Below are 15,042 nucleotides of genomic sequence, written 5' to 3' on the forward strand. Positions count from 1 at the left end.
CGTGCCGTACTTGCCGATCCTGGCGCTGATCGTCCTCGGGGTGGTCGTGCTGGTCCTGACCTCGGTCCGGGTCGTCCGATCCTTGCGCCGCTTCCGCGTCGCAAGCACCCTGGTCGGTGACAGGGTCGGCGACGGCGTCGGCCTGCTGCGGGCGCGCTACGCCGCGCTCGGGGTGGCCCTCGCCCGACGGCGTCCGGACCAAGCCCGCGAGGGCGAGCCCCGCGTACCATCGGTGGACCGGGGGAGACAGGAGGACAACCGTGCCTAACCTCGGACCTACCGAGCTGATCATCATCGCCGTGGTGATCATCCTGCTGTTCGGCGCGAAGAAGCTGCCCGACATGGCCCGCTCGATCGGCCGTTCGGCGAAGATCCTGAAGGCGGAGACCAAGGGTCTGCGCAGCGAGGACGAGCAGCCGCAGCCGGGCACGACCGCCCAGCAGGTGCAGCCCGCGCCGCAGCAGCTCCCGCCGGCCCAGCCCCCGGTGGCGCAGCAGCCGGTCGTGCAGCAGCCGGTCGCCCAGCCCGTGGCGCAGCCGGTCGCGCAGCCGCAGGTCGCGCAGCCCGTCGAGCAGTCGGCGCAGAACCTCCAGAACAACCAGAAGACCAACTAGACCCGCGTCAACGAGAGCCTAAGGACGGTCCGCACGGTGGGGGCAAGTCCGGTCCGGTGGTGGGCCCGGCGCCGGGAGCGCCGCAAGATCACGAGTCGCCGGGGCAACCCGGACGGCACCATGTCGTTGAAGGAGCACCTCTACGACCTGCGGCACCGGCTGGGGTTGGCGCTGCTGTTCATCGTGCTCGGTGCGATCTTCGGCTTCATCTGGTGGGACTGGCGCATCGCCGGTCTGCCCAGCCTCGGTGACATCGTCATCCAGCCCTACTGCGGCATCCCGGAGACGCAGCGGCTGACCCAGGCGGGCCAGGGCTGCCAGCTGTTGCAGACCAAGCCGTTCGAGGTCTTCATGATCCGGCTGAAGGTCGGCGCCGGGGCCGGCATGGCGCTGACCGCGCCGCTGTGGCTGTTCCAGCTGTGGCGGTTCATCTCCCCGGGCCTGTACGCGAAGGAGCGGCGCTTCGCCGTCATCTTCGTGCTGTGCGCGTCGGTGCTGTTCGTCGCGGGCGCCACGCTGGCGTTCTACGTGGTGCCGCAGGGCCTGGCGGTGCTGGTCGGCTTCGGCGACGACCAGTTCATCACCGCGTTGACGGCGGGGGAGTACGTCAGCTTCGTGCTGGCGCTGCTGCTGATCTTCGGCGTCAGCTTCGAGCTGCCGCTGATCGTGGTGATGCTCAACCAGGTGGGCGTGGTCAGCTACGCCAAGCTGCACAAGTGGCGGCGCGGCATCGTGTTCGCCCTGTTCGTGTTCGCGGCCTTCGCGACCCCGGGCACCGACCCGATCTCCATGGTCGCGCTGGCGGTGGCGCTCGTGCTGCTGTTCGAGGTGGCCATCCAGTTCGCCAGGGTGCACGACAAGCGGGTCGAGCGCAGGCGCAAGGCCGAGGGCCTGGACGACCTGCCGGACGACGTGGCCGCGCCGTTCGACTACACACCGTCGGCGGTCGAGGAACCGTCACCCGATCCAGTGGTCACGCCCCACCCCGCGCCGGAGTCGCCGGGCCGGGTGCGCTACGACGACGTGACCTGAGCGAGATCACCTGATCCGGTGAAGTCTTTGTAGGCTTCCCGACCATGTCGACGGCAACGCGCGCGGCCCTGCTGGTGTCACCCACCTCGGGCAAGGGGCGGGCGGCGCGCATGGCCGGCACGGTCGCGCACCGGCTGCGCGCCGTGGTCGACCGGCTGGACCTGCACGTCGCGCGCACCGCCGAGGGCACGGCCGAGGCCGCGCGCCGGGCGGTTGACGACGGCGTGGACGTGCTGGTCGTCCTGGGCGGCGACGGGGGCGCGCACCTGGCCGTCCAGGCGTGCGCCGAGTCCCCGACCGCCCTGGCCGTGGTGCCGGCGGGCACCGGGAACGACCTGGCCGCGGCCCTGGGCACGGCCTCCGTGGACGACGTGGTCACCGCCCTGGTCGAGGGTCGCCGCACCCGCCTGGACCTCGGCCGCGTGGAAGGCGGTCCCTGGTTCGCCACCGTGCTGTGCGCGGGCTTCGACTCCGCGGTCAACGAACGGGCCAACGCCATGCGGTGGCCCGCCGGACCGCGCCGCTACGACCTGGCGATCCTGGCCGAGCTGGCGGCCCTGCGACCGCGGCGGCTGGTCGTCGAGACCGAGGACGACGTGCTGGAGCTGGACGCGCTGCTGGTGGCGGTCGGCAACACGACCAGCTACGGCGGCGGCATCCCGGTCTGCCCGGACGCCTCCACCACCGACGGCCTGCTCGACCTCACGGTGGTCCGCGCCACGCCCCGGCGCACGCTGCTGCGGATGCTGCCCACGCTGCGCACCGGCCGGCACGTGGACCACCCGGCCGTGCACACGCTGCGGGCCCGTTCCGCGCGCCTGTCCGGGCCGTCGTGGACCGCCTACGCCGACGGCGAGCGGCTCAGCGGGGTGCCGCTGACCACGACGTGCGTCCCCGGTGCCCTCACCGCCGTCACCGGTGCCGGCTGAGCACGTCCCGCTCGCGCCACGAAGCCCGCGGCACGGTCGTGGCCCGGTCCAACAGCCACCCCGTGACCGCCAACACCCCGTTGGCCGCCGCCAGGGGCGTGTCGTGGGCCGACTCCACGGTCTCGATCTCGTGCCTGCCGCAGTCGTGGATCGCGTCGCACCGCACCGAGATCTCGCCCTCCACCTGCCACGGCGGCGGTGACCTGACGACGTGGCGGTGCGGGTCGCGCGGCAGCGAGACGTGCACGTCGAACGCCACCTCCTCGATCTCGGCGCGGGCCGACAACCCGGCGTAGGGCGCGCCGGGCAGGTGGTCGAACACCAGGTCGGCGCCCGGTCCGCCGAGGTGGCCGGACAGCCGCTCGACCCGTGCCGCGGCCCGCCGCAGCACGGCGAGCACCGGGTCGACCTCGACCAGGTCCGGGAACACCCACCTGAGGTCGCCCTCCGCCAACGGAATCGCCTGCACGGCTCCCGAGTGTGCCGCAGGATCGACCCCAGTGGTCTTTATAACTTCAGTGTAGACTTAAAGAAGTGCTCGGCGCCCCGGTGCGGATCTGAAGCGATTTTGTCGGTCCCGTATGACAGCCTGGAGAGGTGTCAAGCACTTCGCGGTCTCCGGCCGACTCGTACGCGGACTTCCGCCGTCGCTCCGCCCGGCCCAAGCTGGCCGACTTCCTGGGGGTCATCTCGTTCGAACTCGACCCGTTCCAGCAACGCGCCTGCGAGGCGCTGGAGGACGGGCACGGCGTGCTGGTCTGCGCGCCCACCGGCGCCGGCAAGACCGTCGTCGGCGAGTTCGCCGTGCACCTGGCCCTGTCCGAGGGCAGCAAGTGCTTCTACACCACGCCGATCAAGGCCCTGTCCAACCAGAAGTACGCCGACCTCGTCGCCCGCTACGGCGCCGGCAAGGTCGGCCTGCTCACCGGCGACACCTCGGTCAACGGCGACGCCCCGATCGTCGTGATGACGACCGAGGTGCTGCGCAACATGCTGTACGCGGGCTCCTCGACCCTCGCCACCCTCGCCTACGTGGTGATGGACGAGATCCACTACCTCGCCGACCGGTTCCGCGGCCCGGTGTGGGAGGAGGTGATCCTGCACCTGCCCGAGTCCGTGCGGCTGGTCGGCCTGTCCGCCACGGTCAGCAACGCCGAGGAGTTCGGCGAGTGGCTGGTCGAGGTGCGCGGCGACACGACCGTGGTGGTCGACGAGCACCGGCCCGTGCCGCTGTGGCAGCACATGCTCGCCGGCGGCCGGATGATGGACCTGTTCGCCGGCGACAGCCCGGACGGCCACGCCCGCATCAACCCGCAGCTCCTGCGCCACACCGACGACCTGTCCCGCTTCCACGTGCCGTGGAGCCGCGGCCGCAACAACCGCGACCAGCGGGGCCGCCCGCCGCGCGGCTCCGGGTTCAAGCCGCCGTCGCGGGTCGACATCGTGCAGCGGCTCGACGGCGCGGGCCTGCTGCCCGCCATCGACTTCGTGTTCAGCCGGGCGGGCTGCGACGCGGCCGTGACCCAGTGCGTGCGCGCCGGGCTGCGGCTCAACTCCGCCGACGAGGTCGAGCAGATCCGCGAGGTCATCGAGGAGAAGACCAAGGACCTCCCCCAGGGCGACCTGATGGTCCTCGGCTACTGGGAGTGGCGCGAGGCGCTGGAGCGCGGCATCGCCAGCCACCACGCCGGCCTGCTGCCCGCGTTCAAGGAAACGGTGGAGGAGCTGTTCGTCCGCGGCCTGGTGAAGGTCGTGTTCGCCACCGAGACCCTCGCCCTGGGCATCAACATGCCCGCCCGCACGGTCGTGCTGGAGAAGCTCGTCAAGTACAACGGCGAAGCGCACGTCGACCTCACGCCCGGCGAGTACACCCAGCTCACCGGCCGTGCCGGGCGGCGCGGCATCGACGTGGAGGGCCACGCCGTCGTGGTATGGCAGCCGGGCGTCGACCCGAAGGCCGTCGGCGGCCTCGCCTCCACCCGCACCTACCCGCTGCGGTCGTCGTTCCGGCCCGGCTACAACATGGCCGTCAACCTGGTCAACCAGCTCGGCGCGGCGGCGGCCCGCGAGCTGCTGGAGCAGTCGTTCGCCCAGTTTCAGGCCGACCGGTCGGTCGTCGGCCTGGCCCGGCGCATCGAGCGCAACCGCGAGGCGCTCGCCGGCTACGCCGAGGCCATGACGTGCCACCTGGGCGACTTCACGGAGTACGCCTCGCTGCGCCGCCGCGTCGCCGACCGGGAGAAGGCGCTGACCCGGCAGAACACCTCGGCCAGGCGCGCCGAGGCGGCCGCGTCCCTGGAACGGCTGCGCAAGGGCGACGTGATCGCCGTGCCGTCCGGCCGCCGGTCCGGGCTGGCCGTCGTCATCGACCCCGGGCTGGAGCCGCTGGGCGAGGCCCGCCCGTTCGTGGTCACCGAGGACCGGTGGGCGGGCAGGCTGTCGTCGGCGGACTTCCCGATGCCCGTCGAGGTCCTGGGCCGGATGAAGCTCGGCAGGCAGGTCGACACCCGGTCGCCGAAGTCGCGGCGCGACCTGGCCGCGTCGCTGCGCGCCACCGGCATCGTCGCGCCCGCCATGCGCAAGCGCCGCTCGACCGCCGACGACGACGCGGAACTGGCCACCCTGCGGCGGGCGTTGCGGGCGCACCCGTGCCACGGCTGCGAGAAGCGCGAGGAGCACGCCCGCTGGGGCGAGCGCTACCACCGGCTGCTGGCCGAGACCGAGCAGCTCGAGCGCAAGGTCGCCGCCACCACCCACTCGCTGGCGCGCGAGTTCGACCGCATCCGCGGCCTGCTGCGCGAACGCGGCTACCTGCACGCCGAGGAGAACGGGCCCGGCGAGGAGGTCACCGAGCACGGCAAGCGGCTGACCAGGCTCTACAGCGAGTCCGACCTGCTGGCCGCGGAGTGCCTGCGGCACGGCGTGTGGCGCGAGCTCGACCCGGCCGAACTGGCCGCCGTCGTCTCCGCGCTGGTGTACGAGGCGCGCCGGGACGGCCCGCTGGAGGCGCGGCTGCCACCGGGCAGGGTGTCGGACGCGTTGACCGCGACGGCGCGGCTGTGGGCCGAGCTGGAGGACGACGAGCGCCGGCACCGGCTCGACCGCACCCGCCAGCCCGACCCGGGGTTCGCGTGGGCGGTGTACCGGTGGGCGCGCGGCGAGTCGTTGGAGAAGGTGCTGTCCGCGGCCGAGGAGAACGGGTCGGAGCTGGGGGCGGGCGACTTCGTCCGCTGGTGCCGGCAGGTGATCGACTTCCTGGACCAGATCCGCGACGTCGTCGGCGGCGGTGATCCGGTCGGCGCCGCCGCCCGCAAGGCGGTGGACGCGCTGCGCCGCGGGGTGGTGGCGATGGCCACCGTTTGACAAAGCTTTGCGGGGTGGGTGGGTCACGCGCGCGCGCCTGTGGTTTGATCGCGCCCGCAAGCCTTGAACAGCTCGTCGGGCTCGTTCGAGACCGTTCCAGACCTTGTCCAGACCGACCGTCGGAGGCCGAGCATGACCAGTCCGTACGGACCGTCCGGAGGGAACGACCCGCAGCCGCAGTGGGGCCAGCAGCAACAGCCCTACGGTGGTGGGTACCCCGGCACGCCGTCGGGTGGTTTCCCCGCTCAGCAGCCCAACCCCTACGGGCAGCCGGATCCGTCGCAGCAGCAGTGGGGCCAGCAGCCCCAGCAGCAGCCGTACCCGCAGCAGTACCCCGGCGGTTACGACCCGAACAACCCGCAGTCGAACCCCTATGGGCAGCCGCAGCAGGGTCAGTACGGGCAGCCGGGGCAGTACGGCCAGCCGCAGCCCGGCCAGTACGGGCAGCAGCCGGGCCAGTACGGCCAGCCCGGCCCGTACGGCCAGCAGCCGCCGAAGAAGTCCAGCGCCGTGCTGTGGGTCGTGGTGGCCCTCGTCGTGCTGGTCGTCGCGGCCGTCGGCATCACCGGCTTCGTCACGCCCGGGTTCTTCAACACCAAGGTGTTCGACCAGACCGCCGTGCAGAACGGCGTCGTCGGCGTGCTGAAGGACGACTACAAGATCTCCGAGGTCGAGGGCGCGACGTGCCCGGCCGACCAGGAGGTCAAGCCGAACACGACCTTCGAGTGCAAGGTGAAGGTCGGCGGCAAGGAGAAGACGGTCAAGATCACGGTCAAGACCGAGGACGGCGAGTACGAGGTCGGGCAGCCCGCCGGCTGATCGCCCTTCGTGACCGGTGAGGCCACTCCCGCTGCTCGTCGGCGGGAGTGGCCTCCGTCATGGAGGCCGAAAGTCGTTAGCGATGCGAGCGACCTGTGGGGCACGATGCGCGCGTGACCGACCACGACGTCCGCGTGCTGGACGACTCCCAGTACCGAAGCGCGCACACCCTGTTCCGCGGCACCCTGCACCACACGCCCGCGCCGGACGACCAGTGGGAGTTCGCGCGGGAGACCTACCACGAGGGTCGTGCGTTCGGCGCGTTCGTCGACGGGGAGATGGTCGGCACGCTCCAGTCGTTCCCCTCGGCGCTGGCCGTGCCCGGTGGCGCGGTGGTGCGGCACGCGGCCGTGAGCCGGGTCGGCGTGCGGGCTGACTGGACGCGGCGCGGCGTGCTCAGCGCGCTGCAACGGACCCAGCTGCGGGCGATGCGCGAGGACGGCGACGTGGCCGCCACCCTGCGCGCCTCCGAGACCGCCATCTACGGCCGGTACGGCTACGGCGTCGCCACCCGGTACCGGTCGCTGCGGATCGACCGGCGCAAGGCCGCGCCGCGGACCCGGCCGGTCGGTCGCGTGCGGCTGGTCGAGGGTGAGGCGGGGGAGCGGATCGCGCGGGAGCTGTTCGACGCGCTGTCGCCGGGGCGCGCGGGCACGATCTCGCGCTGGCCGGGGTGGTGGGGGTTGAGCATCCGGCGCGTGGCGGCCGAGGAGAACCTCAAGATCGCGGTCCGGTCGGGTGAGTCCGGTGACGACGGGTTCGTGGTGTTCCGGGTCGTGCCGGGGGAGCACGGGTTCACCGGTGAGAAGCCGACGACGCTGATCGTGATGGACCTGTGGGCGCGCGACGCCGAGGCGTGGGCCGACCTGTGGCTGTTCGTGCTCGGCGTCGACCTGGTGGACGAGGTGACGTCGTACGGGCGGCCGGTGGACGAGCCGGTGGCGTGGCTGCTGGGCGACCGTCGCGCGTGCCGGGTCGAGGGGGAGACGGACGAGACGTGGCTGCGCCTGCTGGACCTCCCGGCGGCCCTGTCGGCTCGCACGTACCGCCCGGCCGAGCCGGTCGTGCTTGGGGTGCGTGACGTGTACCTGCCGGAGAACGCGGGTGCCTACCGGATCACCGGGGACGGCGTGACGCGGGTGGACGACACTCCCGACCTGATCCTGGACGTGGACGTGCTCGGGTCCGCGTACCTGGGCGACGTCACGTTCACGGCGCTCGCCGACAGCCGTCGGCTGGAGGTGGTCGACCGGGCGGCGTTGGCGCGCGCCGACGCGCTGTTCGCGGTCTCCCGGCCGCCGTGGTGCGGCACTTACTTCTAGCCGGTCCCGGCCCTGGTCCGCGGCTCGGCGGCCTGTCGCGCGGTGCGGCCCGGGGGTGCTCCGGGGCGTCGAGGGGCGCGGTCGCGGTGGGGCGAGGCGGCCGGCGGGTTGGCTGGAGCCGGGCGGGGACGGCAGCGTGGCCGCAGGCGGTTGTGAGGCGCACCCGGCCGGCAGGCGGCGGGCGGAGTCGGCCGGCCGCGAGCCAGGTCGGCGTGGAGCGGGATGGTTGCGGGCGCGGCGCGGCGTGGGTGAGGGCGCGGGGTTAGCGGCGTTCCAGGGCGGTCAGCAGGCGGGGGAGGGAGCTGCCCAGACCCCAGCGGCGGGTCAGGGCGGCGACGCGGTCCGGGTCGGCGGGGGCCGCGGGGACGGGGTCCGGGCGGTCCATGACGATCTCGGCGTCGGTTGCCACGTCGACCACGGTCGGGGCGACGGCCAGGTAGTCCTGGGCGTTGAGCAGGGCGGTGCGGGCGCGGGTGGTCAGCTTGCGGTCGCGGCCGTCGTGGACGGCGGCCAGGACGGCTTCCAGGGAGCCGAACTCGGTGATCAGCTTGGCCGCCGTCTTCTCGCCGATACCGGCCACGCCGGGCAGCCCGTCCGACGGGTCGCCGCGCAGCACGGCCATCCCGGCGTACGCGCGGCCGGCGTCGTGCTCCGGCAGGCCGTACTTGGCGGCCAGCTCCCCGGGACCGATCAGCTCGGCCTTCGCCCAGCCGCGGCCCAGGTAGAGGACGCGCACGGGGGTCGGCTCCTCGCGGACGACCTGGAACAGGTCGCGGTCGCCGGTGATCACCTCGACCGGGTCGGCGGTCTCCCGGGCGGCGAGGGTGCCGATGACGTCGTCGGCCTCGTAGCCGGCGGCCTCGGCGGTCGCGATGCCCACCGCGTCCAGCACCTCGCGGATGATCGGGACCTGCGGGGTGAGGGTGTCGGGCACCTCCTCCTCGCCGTCGGCACCGCCCTCGGCCACGCGGTGGGCCTTGTACGACGGGAGGGCGGCGACGCGGAACTCCGGCCGCCAGTCCGCGTCCATGCACGCCACCAGGCGGCCGGCCTTCCGGTCGGTGACGACCTTCGTGATCGTGTCCACGAACCCGCGCACCGCGTTCACCGGGGTGCCGTCCGGGGCGGTCATCGACTCGGGCAGCGCGTAGAACGCCCGGAAGTACAGGCTGGCGGCGTCCATCAGGACCAGCGGGTTGCTCACCCGTGACAGCTTGCCAGAGACCACTGACACCGAGGACCGGCTCCGGGCTGCCTGTGGACTACTCCCGAGCGGTGGGGATCGGGGGGACGGGTGACCGGGAACGGGTGATCAGGGACGGGTGACCGGGGACGGGCATGGGGGTGGTTGCCGGCGGCCTCGTTGTTCCAACCGACGCGCGAGGGCGTTGAAAACGGCGTTGTGGTTGATGCCCATACTGAAGTTCACCCGTTGGTGATCGGCCGTCGGCAGGAAAGCGCTGGTCGGCATGGGTGTTCACCCGGATGGGCACGTAGCGTTGCGGTGTCGTGGCTGATGGCGTGCGACGGCCCCCGCACCACTAGGCTCCCCCTCATGTCGACCCAAGTTGGGCCCGTGGACGTGGACGCACTGCGCGCGCGCCTCGACCGGGCCACCGCCGCCGCCTCCCTGGCCGGCGTTGACGCGCTGCTCATCGCGCCCGGCTCGGACCTGCGCTACCTCCTCGGGGCGGGCGGCACGTCGTTCGAGCGGTTGACGTGCCTGGTGCTGCCGGTCGGCGGCACGCCGGTCCTGGTGGTGCCCAAGCTGGAGCACCCCGGTTACGCGGCCGTGCCCACCGACGCGCTCGGCGTCGAGGTGGCGACCTGGGTCGACGGCGAGGACCCGTACGCGCTGGTCAAGCGAGCGCTCAAGGGCAACCGCACGGCGGTCTCGGACATGATGCCCGCGCTGCACACCCTGAGGTTGCGCGACGTGGTCGGCCCCGACCAGGTGCTGGCCGGGCCGGTGCTGCGCGAACTGCGCATGCGCAAGGACGCGGCCGAGGTGGCGGCGTTGCGCAAGGCGGGCGCGGCGATCGACCGGGTGCACGCGCGGATGGCCGAGTGGTTGCGCCCCGGTCGCACGGAGGCCGAGGTCGGGGCGGACATCGCCGCCGCGATCGTCGCCGAGGGCCACGCGCTGGCCGAGTTCGTCATCGTCGGCTCCGGGCCGAACGGCGCGTCGCCGCACCACGACCTGTCCGACCGGGTGATCGAGGCCGGTGACGTGGTGGTGGTCGACATCGGCGGGCCGGTGGCCGAGGGCTACAACTCCGACTCCACCCGGAACTACGCGCTCGGCGAGCCGCGGGACGCGGACGTGTGGCGGACCTACGCGGTGTTGCAGGCCGCGCAGCGGGCGGCCGTGGAGGCGGTCCGGCCCGGTGTCACGTGCGAGGCGGTGGACGCCGCCGCCCGCGACGTCATCGCCGACGCGGGGTTCGGCGAGTTCTTCGTGCACCGCACCGGCCACGGCATCGGGCTGGACGTGCACGAGGACCCCTACATCGTGGCGGGCAACGACCTGCCGCTGGAGCCGGGCATGGCGTTCAGCGTCGAACCCGGCATCTACCTGCCGGGGCGGTGGGGCGCGCGGATCGAGGACATCGTGGTCGTGACCGCCGACGGCGTGGAGAACCTCAACAACCGTCCGCACGAGTTGGTGGTGTTGCCCGCGTGACGAACCTGGAGCCGATAGACCGGGCGATCCTGCGGGAGCTGGCCGCGGACGGCCGGTGCAGCTTCACCGACCTGGCCGAGCGGGTCGGGCTGAGCGTGTCGGCCGTGCACCAGCGGGTGCGGCGGCTGGAGCAGCGCGGCGTGGTGCGCGGCTACGCGGCGCGGCTGGACGGCGACGAGGTGGGCCTGCCGCTGACCGCGTTCATCTCGCTGACCCCGATCGACCCGGCGGCCCCGGACGACTACCCGAAGCGGGTGGAGCACCTGCCGCAGATCGAGGCGTGCTACTCCGTGGCCGGCGACGCGTCGTACGTGCTGCGGGTGCGGGTGGCGTCGCCGACGGCGCTGGAGGAGCTGCTGCGGCAGATCCGCGAGGTGGCGAACGTGTCCACCCGCACCACGGTGGTGCTGTCCACGCCGTACGAGGACCGCCCGCCCGCGGTCTAGTCGACCGGGTCGCCGGGGATCGCGTCGTAGGCGGCCTGGACGCGCGCGTGCGCGGGGTCGTCCGCGGCGAACTCCACGTCGTCGACGCGCGACACCGCGACCACGCCGATCGAGTTGGTGAGGAACGCGGCGCGGAACCGGCCCAGGTCGGTCAGCCGCACCACCTCCCGGCGCGACGGCAGCTCCCGTTCCAGCAGTTGCATGGTGATGCCGTGCAGGCAGTCCGCCTCGGGCCACACGATGTCGCCCGCGTGGTCGATGAAGGCGATGTTCGCGATCGCGCCCTCCACCACGACGCCGTCGGCGGTCAGCAGGGCGTCGTCGAACCCGGCCCGCTCGGCGCGCCGCCCGTGGTGGATCTGGCCGAAGCCGCCGATGTGCTTCACGTGCGGCAACGGGCGTGTGTAGGCCACCGGCACCAGGCTCCGGGGCGTGGTGGGCGGCGGGACCGGCGGGCGCACCGCGACCAGCACGGACGGCTCGTCGACGCCGAACGCGACGACCCGGACGGCGGCGTCGCGGACGTCGCCCAGCGCGTGGGCGACCAGGCCGCGAACGTGGTCGCCGTCCAGGCCGGACCCGTACAGCTCGTGGTTGGCCCGGTCGAGCCGGCGCAGGTGCAGGTCCAGGCCCTTCACCCGGCGGTCGCGGACCTGCATGGCGGTGAAGTGCCCGTAGTTGGCCAGCACCCCGGTCGCCAACCGCTCGGGCGTCGCCGCTTCGCCGTCGATCTCGATCCTCAGCACGGGCACGACCGTAGCGTGGCGGGATCCGAGGGTCGCCGGTCGTTGCCGCCGGCGCGGGCGGCGGAGAGGGTGGGCGTGTGGAGCGAGAGGTCCTGGTGATCGGATACGACGGTGCGGCGCTGACCGACATCGCGGGCCCGGCGGACGTGTTCGCCGGCGCGAACCGGGCGCTCACGGCGTGCGACCCGGGCGGCGACGGGTACCGGGTGCGGTTGGCGGCGGTCGGCGGCGGGTTCGCGGTGACCGGCGGGCTGCGCATGGAGGCGGAGGACCTGCGGGAGGTGTCCGGAGGGGTGGACACGGTCCTGGTGGTCGGCGGCTTCACGTTCGCCGACGCCGCCCGCGACGACGAGCTGCGGCACCACCTGCGCCGGGTCGCCGGCGACGCGCGGCGGGTCACCGCCGTGTGCACGGGCGCGTTCGTGCTGGCGGCGGCCGGGCTGCTGGACGGGGCGCGGGCCACGACGCACTGGGCCTACTGCGCCCGGCTCGCCGCCGACCACCCGGCGGTGGACGTGGTGCCGGACGCGATCTACGTGCACGACGGGCGGCTGGCCACGTCCGCCGGCGTCACCGCGGGCATCGACCTCGCGCTGGCGCTCGTGGAGCGCGACCACGACGCGGCGCTGGCCCGGCTGGTGGCCCGGTGGATGGTGGTGTTCCTCCAGCGGCCCGGCGGGCAGTCGCAGTTCAGCGTGCGGTCCCGGGTGCCGCCGGTGCGGGAGCCGGGGCTGCGGGCCGTGCTGGACGCCATCGCCGACGACCCGGCGGCCGGTTGGACGGTCGAGGAGATGGCCCGGCGCGCCGCGATGAGCCCCCGGCACTTCGCCCGGGTGTTCCCGCGCCGGGTCGGCGTCTCGCCCGCCCGGTACGTCGAACGGGCGCGGGTCGAGGCCGCCGCGACCGTGCTGGAGTCCGGCGACGAAGGGCTGGACGTCGTGGCCCGGCGCACGGGGTTCGGCTCCGCGGAGACGCTGCGCCGGGCGTTCCAGCGGGTGCTCGGCGTGACGCCGGGCGGTTACCGCGAACGGTTCCGCACCACCGGTGCGGCGTAGGAGGGGATCGGGATGGACGTCGCTTTCGTGCTCTACCCGCGGATGACCGCGCTGGACCTCGTCGGCCCGTACGAGGTGCTGGCGCACCAGCCGGAGGTGACCGCGCACTTCGTCGCCGCGTCGCCCGACCCGGTGGTCACCGACGCCGGCTTGGCGCTCGTGCCGACGACCACGTTCGCCGCGCTGGACCGCGCCGACGTGATCGTCGTGCCCGGCGGCGCCGGCTGGGCGGAGGTGCTGGCCGACGGCGTCGTCGCGGCCTGGTTGCGGGCGGTGCACCCGACCGCGACCTGGACCGCGTCGGTGTGCAGCGGGTCGACGCTGCTGGCGCAGGCCGGCCTCCTGGACGGTCGGCCCGCGACCACGCACTGGGCGTTGCGCGACGAGCTGGCCGCGCTGGGCGCGGTGGTGCGCACCGACCGCGTGGTGGTGGACGGGTCCGTCGTCACCGGCGCGGGGGTGTCGGCCGGGATCGACCTGGCGCTCACCCTCGCCGGCCTGGTCTGGGGCGACGAACGGGCCCGGTTCACGCAGCTGTTCCTCGAGTACGACCCGGCACCGCCCTACCGGGCGGGCGCTCCGGAGTCCGCGCCGCCCGCCCTCGTCGCCCTCGCCCGCCGCGCCTTCGACGCAGGCCGAACGGCGGGAACCGGCCCGGGCCGGACGTGGTGACCGCGCCGCCTCCCGCGTGAGTCCGCGGTCGTCCCCGCGACCTCCCTCACGGTCACCCTCCGGGCTTGTACGGTGACGTGCCGGACGCACGCCGCGCAACGCGCGACCCGGCAGGCCCGGGAAACTCATCGGTCGCCGCGGAGATCGGGGGAGCAGTTGGTCGGGGGCACGGGGTTCCGAGCGGTGTTCGCGGTGCCGGAGTTCCGGGTGCTGTGGTCGGCGGCGGTCCTGTCGACCGTCGGCGACCAGTTGGCCCGGGTGGCGCTGTCGGTGCTGGTGTTCCAGCGCACGGGGTCGGCGGCGTGGACCGCGCTGACCTACGCGTTGACGATGCTGCCGGCGCTGGTGTCCGGCGTGCTGCTGACGGGCCTGGCCGACCGGTACCCGAGGCGGACCGTGATGGTGGCGGCCGACGCGGTGCGGGCCGTGCTGCTGGCCGTGATGGCGGTGCCGGGCGTGCCGCTGCCCCTGGTGGCCGGGCTGCTGGTGGTGGCGCAGCTGGCCGAGCCGCCGTTCGCCGCCGCGCAGGGCGCGCTGCTGCCGACCGTGCTGGGCGAGGAGTACGAGGCCGGGCAGTCGGTGCACCTGATCACGCACCAGGCCGGGCTGCTGGCCGGGTTCGTCGGCGGCGGGCTGGTGGTGGCGTGGCTGGGCACGTCCGGGGCGCTGCTGGCCGACGCGGCGACGTTCGCGGCCTCGGCGCTGCTGCTGCGGTTCGGGCTGCGGCACCGGCCCGCTCCGGTGTCCGTGCCCGCCGCGCACGTGCGGATCCGGGCGGGCGCGGCCCTGGTGTGGCGGGACCGGCGGCTGCGGCTGCTGGTCGGCATGGGGTGGCTGGCGCTGTTCACCGTCGTGCCGGAAGGGCTCGCCGCGCCGTTCTCGGCGGAGGTCGGCGCGGGCGCGGCCGGCGTCGGGCTGCTGCTGGCCGCCGATCCGGCCGGGATGGTGCTGGGCACCGTGCTGCTGCGCTTCCTGCCCGGGTCCACGCGGGTGCGGCTGGTCGGCGTGCTGGCCGTCGCGACGGCGCTGCCGCTGGCCGGGTACCTGTTCGCGCCGAACCTCGTGGCCGCGGTGGCGTTGCTGGCGGTCAGCGGCGCGTTCAGCGCCTACCAGGTGACGGCGGGCGCGACGTTCGTCCGCCTGGTGCCCGACGAGCAGCGCGGCCAGGCGTTGGGCTTCGCCCGCAGCGGCCTGGTCGCCGCCCAGGGCGTCGGCGTCGCCGGCGGCGGCCTGCTGGCGTCCGCGACGGGCTCCCCGACCACCGCGATCGCCGTCGCGGGCATCGCGGGAGCCGTCCTGGCCGTCACCGCCACCACCGCGTGGGCCCGCGTCGCGCCCGCGGCGGTGGCCTGACCGCCGGG

At 73.9% G+C, this 15,042-nt stretch carries 15 protein-coding genes; 12 read left to right on the forward strand and 3 right to left on the reverse strand.

The features are described from left to right. Position 1 precedes the first annotated feature (1 nt). From ACIGNX_RS14425 to ACIGNX_RS14440, 4 genes are all read left to right on the forward strand, one after another. Complete coding sequence (locus tag ACIGNX_RS14425) at positions 2-268, forward strand: bacteriophage holin (RefSeq protein ID WP_396539966.1); 267 nt, start codon at positions 2-4, stop codon at positions 266-268. Then, positions 261-614 carry a Sec-independent protein translocase subunit TatA gene (gene tatA, locus ACIGNX_RS14430; RefSeq protein ID WP_396539968.1) on the forward strand — a complete coding sequence of 118 codons (354 nt, stop codon included), beginning with the start codon at positions 261-263 and terminating at the stop codon, positions 612-614. The genes ACIGNX_RS14425 and tatA overlap by 8 nt, the downstream gene beginning before the upstream one ends. Before the next feature lie 120 nt (positions 615-734). Beyond that, positions 735-1,646, forward strand: coding sequence for a twin-arginine translocase subunit TatC (tatC, locus tag ACIGNX_RS14435; protein ID WP_396540145.1), 912 nt, complete (start codon positions 735-737; stop codon positions 1,644-1,646). A 44-nt stretch (positions 1,647-1,690) separates the two neighbouring features. After that, the gene (locus tag ACIGNX_RS14440) at positions 1,691-2,575 is read left to right on the forward strand and encodes a diacylglycerol/lipid kinase family protein (protein WP_396539970.1); all 885 of its coding nucleotides are present in this window, start codon (positions 1,691-1,693) and stop codon (positions 2,573-2,575) included. On the opposite strand, the gene ACIGNX_RS14445 is transcribed toward ACIGNX_RS14440, so the two are convergent. Continuing rightward, the gene (locus ACIGNX_RS14445) at positions 2,559-3,044 is read right to left on the reverse strand and encodes a hypothetical protein (RefSeq protein WP_396539971.1); all 486 of its coding nucleotides are present in this window, start codon (positions 3,042-3,044) and stop codon (positions 2,559-2,561) included. The two genes, ACIGNX_RS14440 and ACIGNX_RS14445, sit on opposite strands and share 17 nt — an antisense overlap. Before the next feature lie 128 nt (positions 3,045-3,172). Here ACIGNX_RS14445 and ACIGNX_RS14450 point away from each other — a divergent pair, with 128 nt between their 5' ends. From ACIGNX_RS14450 to ACIGNX_RS14460, 3 genes are all read left to right on the forward strand, one after another. After that, the gene (locus tag ACIGNX_RS14450) at positions 3,173-5,938 is read left to right on the forward strand and encodes a DEAD/DEAH box helicase (RefSeq protein WP_396539973.1); all 2,766 of its coding nucleotides are present in this window, start codon (positions 3,173-3,175) and stop codon (positions 5,936-5,938) included. A gap of 132 nt (positions 5,939-6,070) precedes the next feature. Then, the gene (locus tag ACIGNX_RS14455) at positions 6,071-6,757 is read left to right on the forward strand and encodes a DUF4333 domain-containing protein (protein ID WP_396539975.1); all 687 of its coding nucleotides are present in this window, start codon (positions 6,071-6,073) and stop codon (positions 6,755-6,757) included. A 113-nt stretch (positions 6,758-6,870) separates the two neighbouring features. Beyond that, positions 6,871-8,079 (forward strand): GNAT family N-acetyltransferase, encoded by a 1,209-nt coding sequence (locus ACIGNX_RS14460; protein WP_396539977.1) that lies wholly within the window; start codon positions 6,871-6,873, stop codon positions 8,077-8,079. A 262-nt stretch (positions 8,080-8,341) separates the two neighbouring features. On the opposite strand, the gene ACIGNX_RS14465 is transcribed toward ACIGNX_RS14460, so the two are convergent. Beyond that, entirely contained in the window at positions 8,342-9,283 is a 942-nt protein-coding gene (locus ACIGNX_RS14465) for a 5'-3' exonuclease H3TH domain-containing protein (RefSeq protein WP_396539979.1), read from the reverse strand. 351 nt (positions 9,284-9,634) lie between these two features. On the opposite strand from ACIGNX_RS14465, the gene ACIGNX_RS14470 reads away from it, so the two are divergent. Both ACIGNX_RS14470 and ACIGNX_RS14475 read left to right on the forward strand, forming a co-directional pair. Continuing rightward, positions 9,635-10,762 (forward strand): M24 family metallopeptidase, encoded by a 1,128-nt coding sequence (locus ACIGNX_RS14470; protein WP_396539981.1) that lies wholly within the window; start codon positions 9,635-9,637, stop codon positions 10,760-10,762. Further along, the gene (locus ACIGNX_RS14475) at positions 10,759-11,208 is read left to right on the forward strand and encodes an Lrp/AsnC family transcriptional regulator (protein WP_396539983.1); all 450 of its coding nucleotides are present in this window, start codon (positions 10,759-10,761) and stop codon (positions 11,206-11,208) included. Before ACIGNX_RS14470 ends, ACIGNX_RS14475 begins: the two co-directional genes overlap by 4 nt. On the opposite strand, the gene ACIGNX_RS14480 is transcribed toward ACIGNX_RS14475, so the two are convergent. Continuing rightward, a complete protein-coding gene (locus ACIGNX_RS14480) occupies positions 11,205-11,954 on the reverse strand; it encodes an aminotransferase class IV (protein WP_396539985.1) in 750 nt (249 codons plus the stop codon). The two genes, ACIGNX_RS14475 and ACIGNX_RS14480, sit on opposite strands and share 4 nt — an antisense overlap. A 77-nt stretch (positions 11,955-12,031) precedes the next feature. Between ACIGNX_RS14480 and ACIGNX_RS14485 the strand changes: the two genes are divergently transcribed. From ACIGNX_RS14485 to ACIGNX_RS14495, 3 genes are all read left to right on the forward strand, one after another. Continuing rightward, positions 12,032-13,009: a GlxA family transcriptional regulator gene (locus tag ACIGNX_RS14485; RefSeq protein ID WP_396539987.1), complete on the forward strand. Its 978-nt coding sequence runs from the start codon at positions 12,032-12,034 to the stop codon at positions 13,007-13,009. Between the two features lie 12 nt (positions 13,010-13,021). After that, positions 13,022-13,681: a DJ-1/PfpI family protein gene (locus tag ACIGNX_RS14490; protein WP_396539989.1), complete on the forward strand. Its 660-nt coding sequence runs from the start codon at positions 13,022-13,024 to the stop codon at positions 13,679-13,681. Between the two features lie 183 nt (positions 13,682-13,864). Beyond that, complete coding sequence (locus ACIGNX_RS14495; protein WP_396539991.1) at positions 13,865-15,034, forward strand: MFS transporter; 1,170 nt, start codon at positions 13,865-13,867, stop codon at positions 15,032-15,034. The last annotated feature ends 8 nt before the right edge of the window (positions 15,035-15,042 follow it).

Origin of the sequence: Actinosynnema sp. NPDC053489 (assembly GCF_044544865.1) — a bacterium.
Classification (GTDB): Bacteria; Actinomycetota; Actinomycetes; order Mycobacteriales; family Pseudonocardiaceae; genus Actinosynnema.

What these genes read in the sequence shown, in the direction of transcription:
- tatC (WP_396540145.1), top strand. Translation starts at nt 735, where the DNA reads ATGTCGTTGAAGGAGCACCTCTACGACCTGCGGCACCGGCTGGGGTTG.
- ACIGNX_RS14440 (WP_396539970.1), top strand. Translation starts at nt 1,691, where the DNA reads ATGTCGACGGCAACGCGCGCGGCCCTGCTGGTGTCACCCACCTCGGGC.
- ACIGNX_RS14455 (WP_396539975.1), top strand. Translation starts at nt 6,071, where the DNA reads ATGACCAGTCCGTACGGACCGTCCGGAGGGAACGACCCGCAGCCGCAG.
- ACIGNX_RS14470 (WP_396539981.1), top strand. Translation starts at nt 9,635, where the DNA reads ATGTCGACCCAAGTTGGGCCCGTGGACGTGGACGCACTGCGCGCGCGC.
- ACIGNX_RS14490 (WP_396539989.1), top strand. Translation starts at nt 13,022, where the DNA reads ATGGACGTCGCTTTCGTGCTCTACCCGCGGATGACCGCGCTGGACCTC.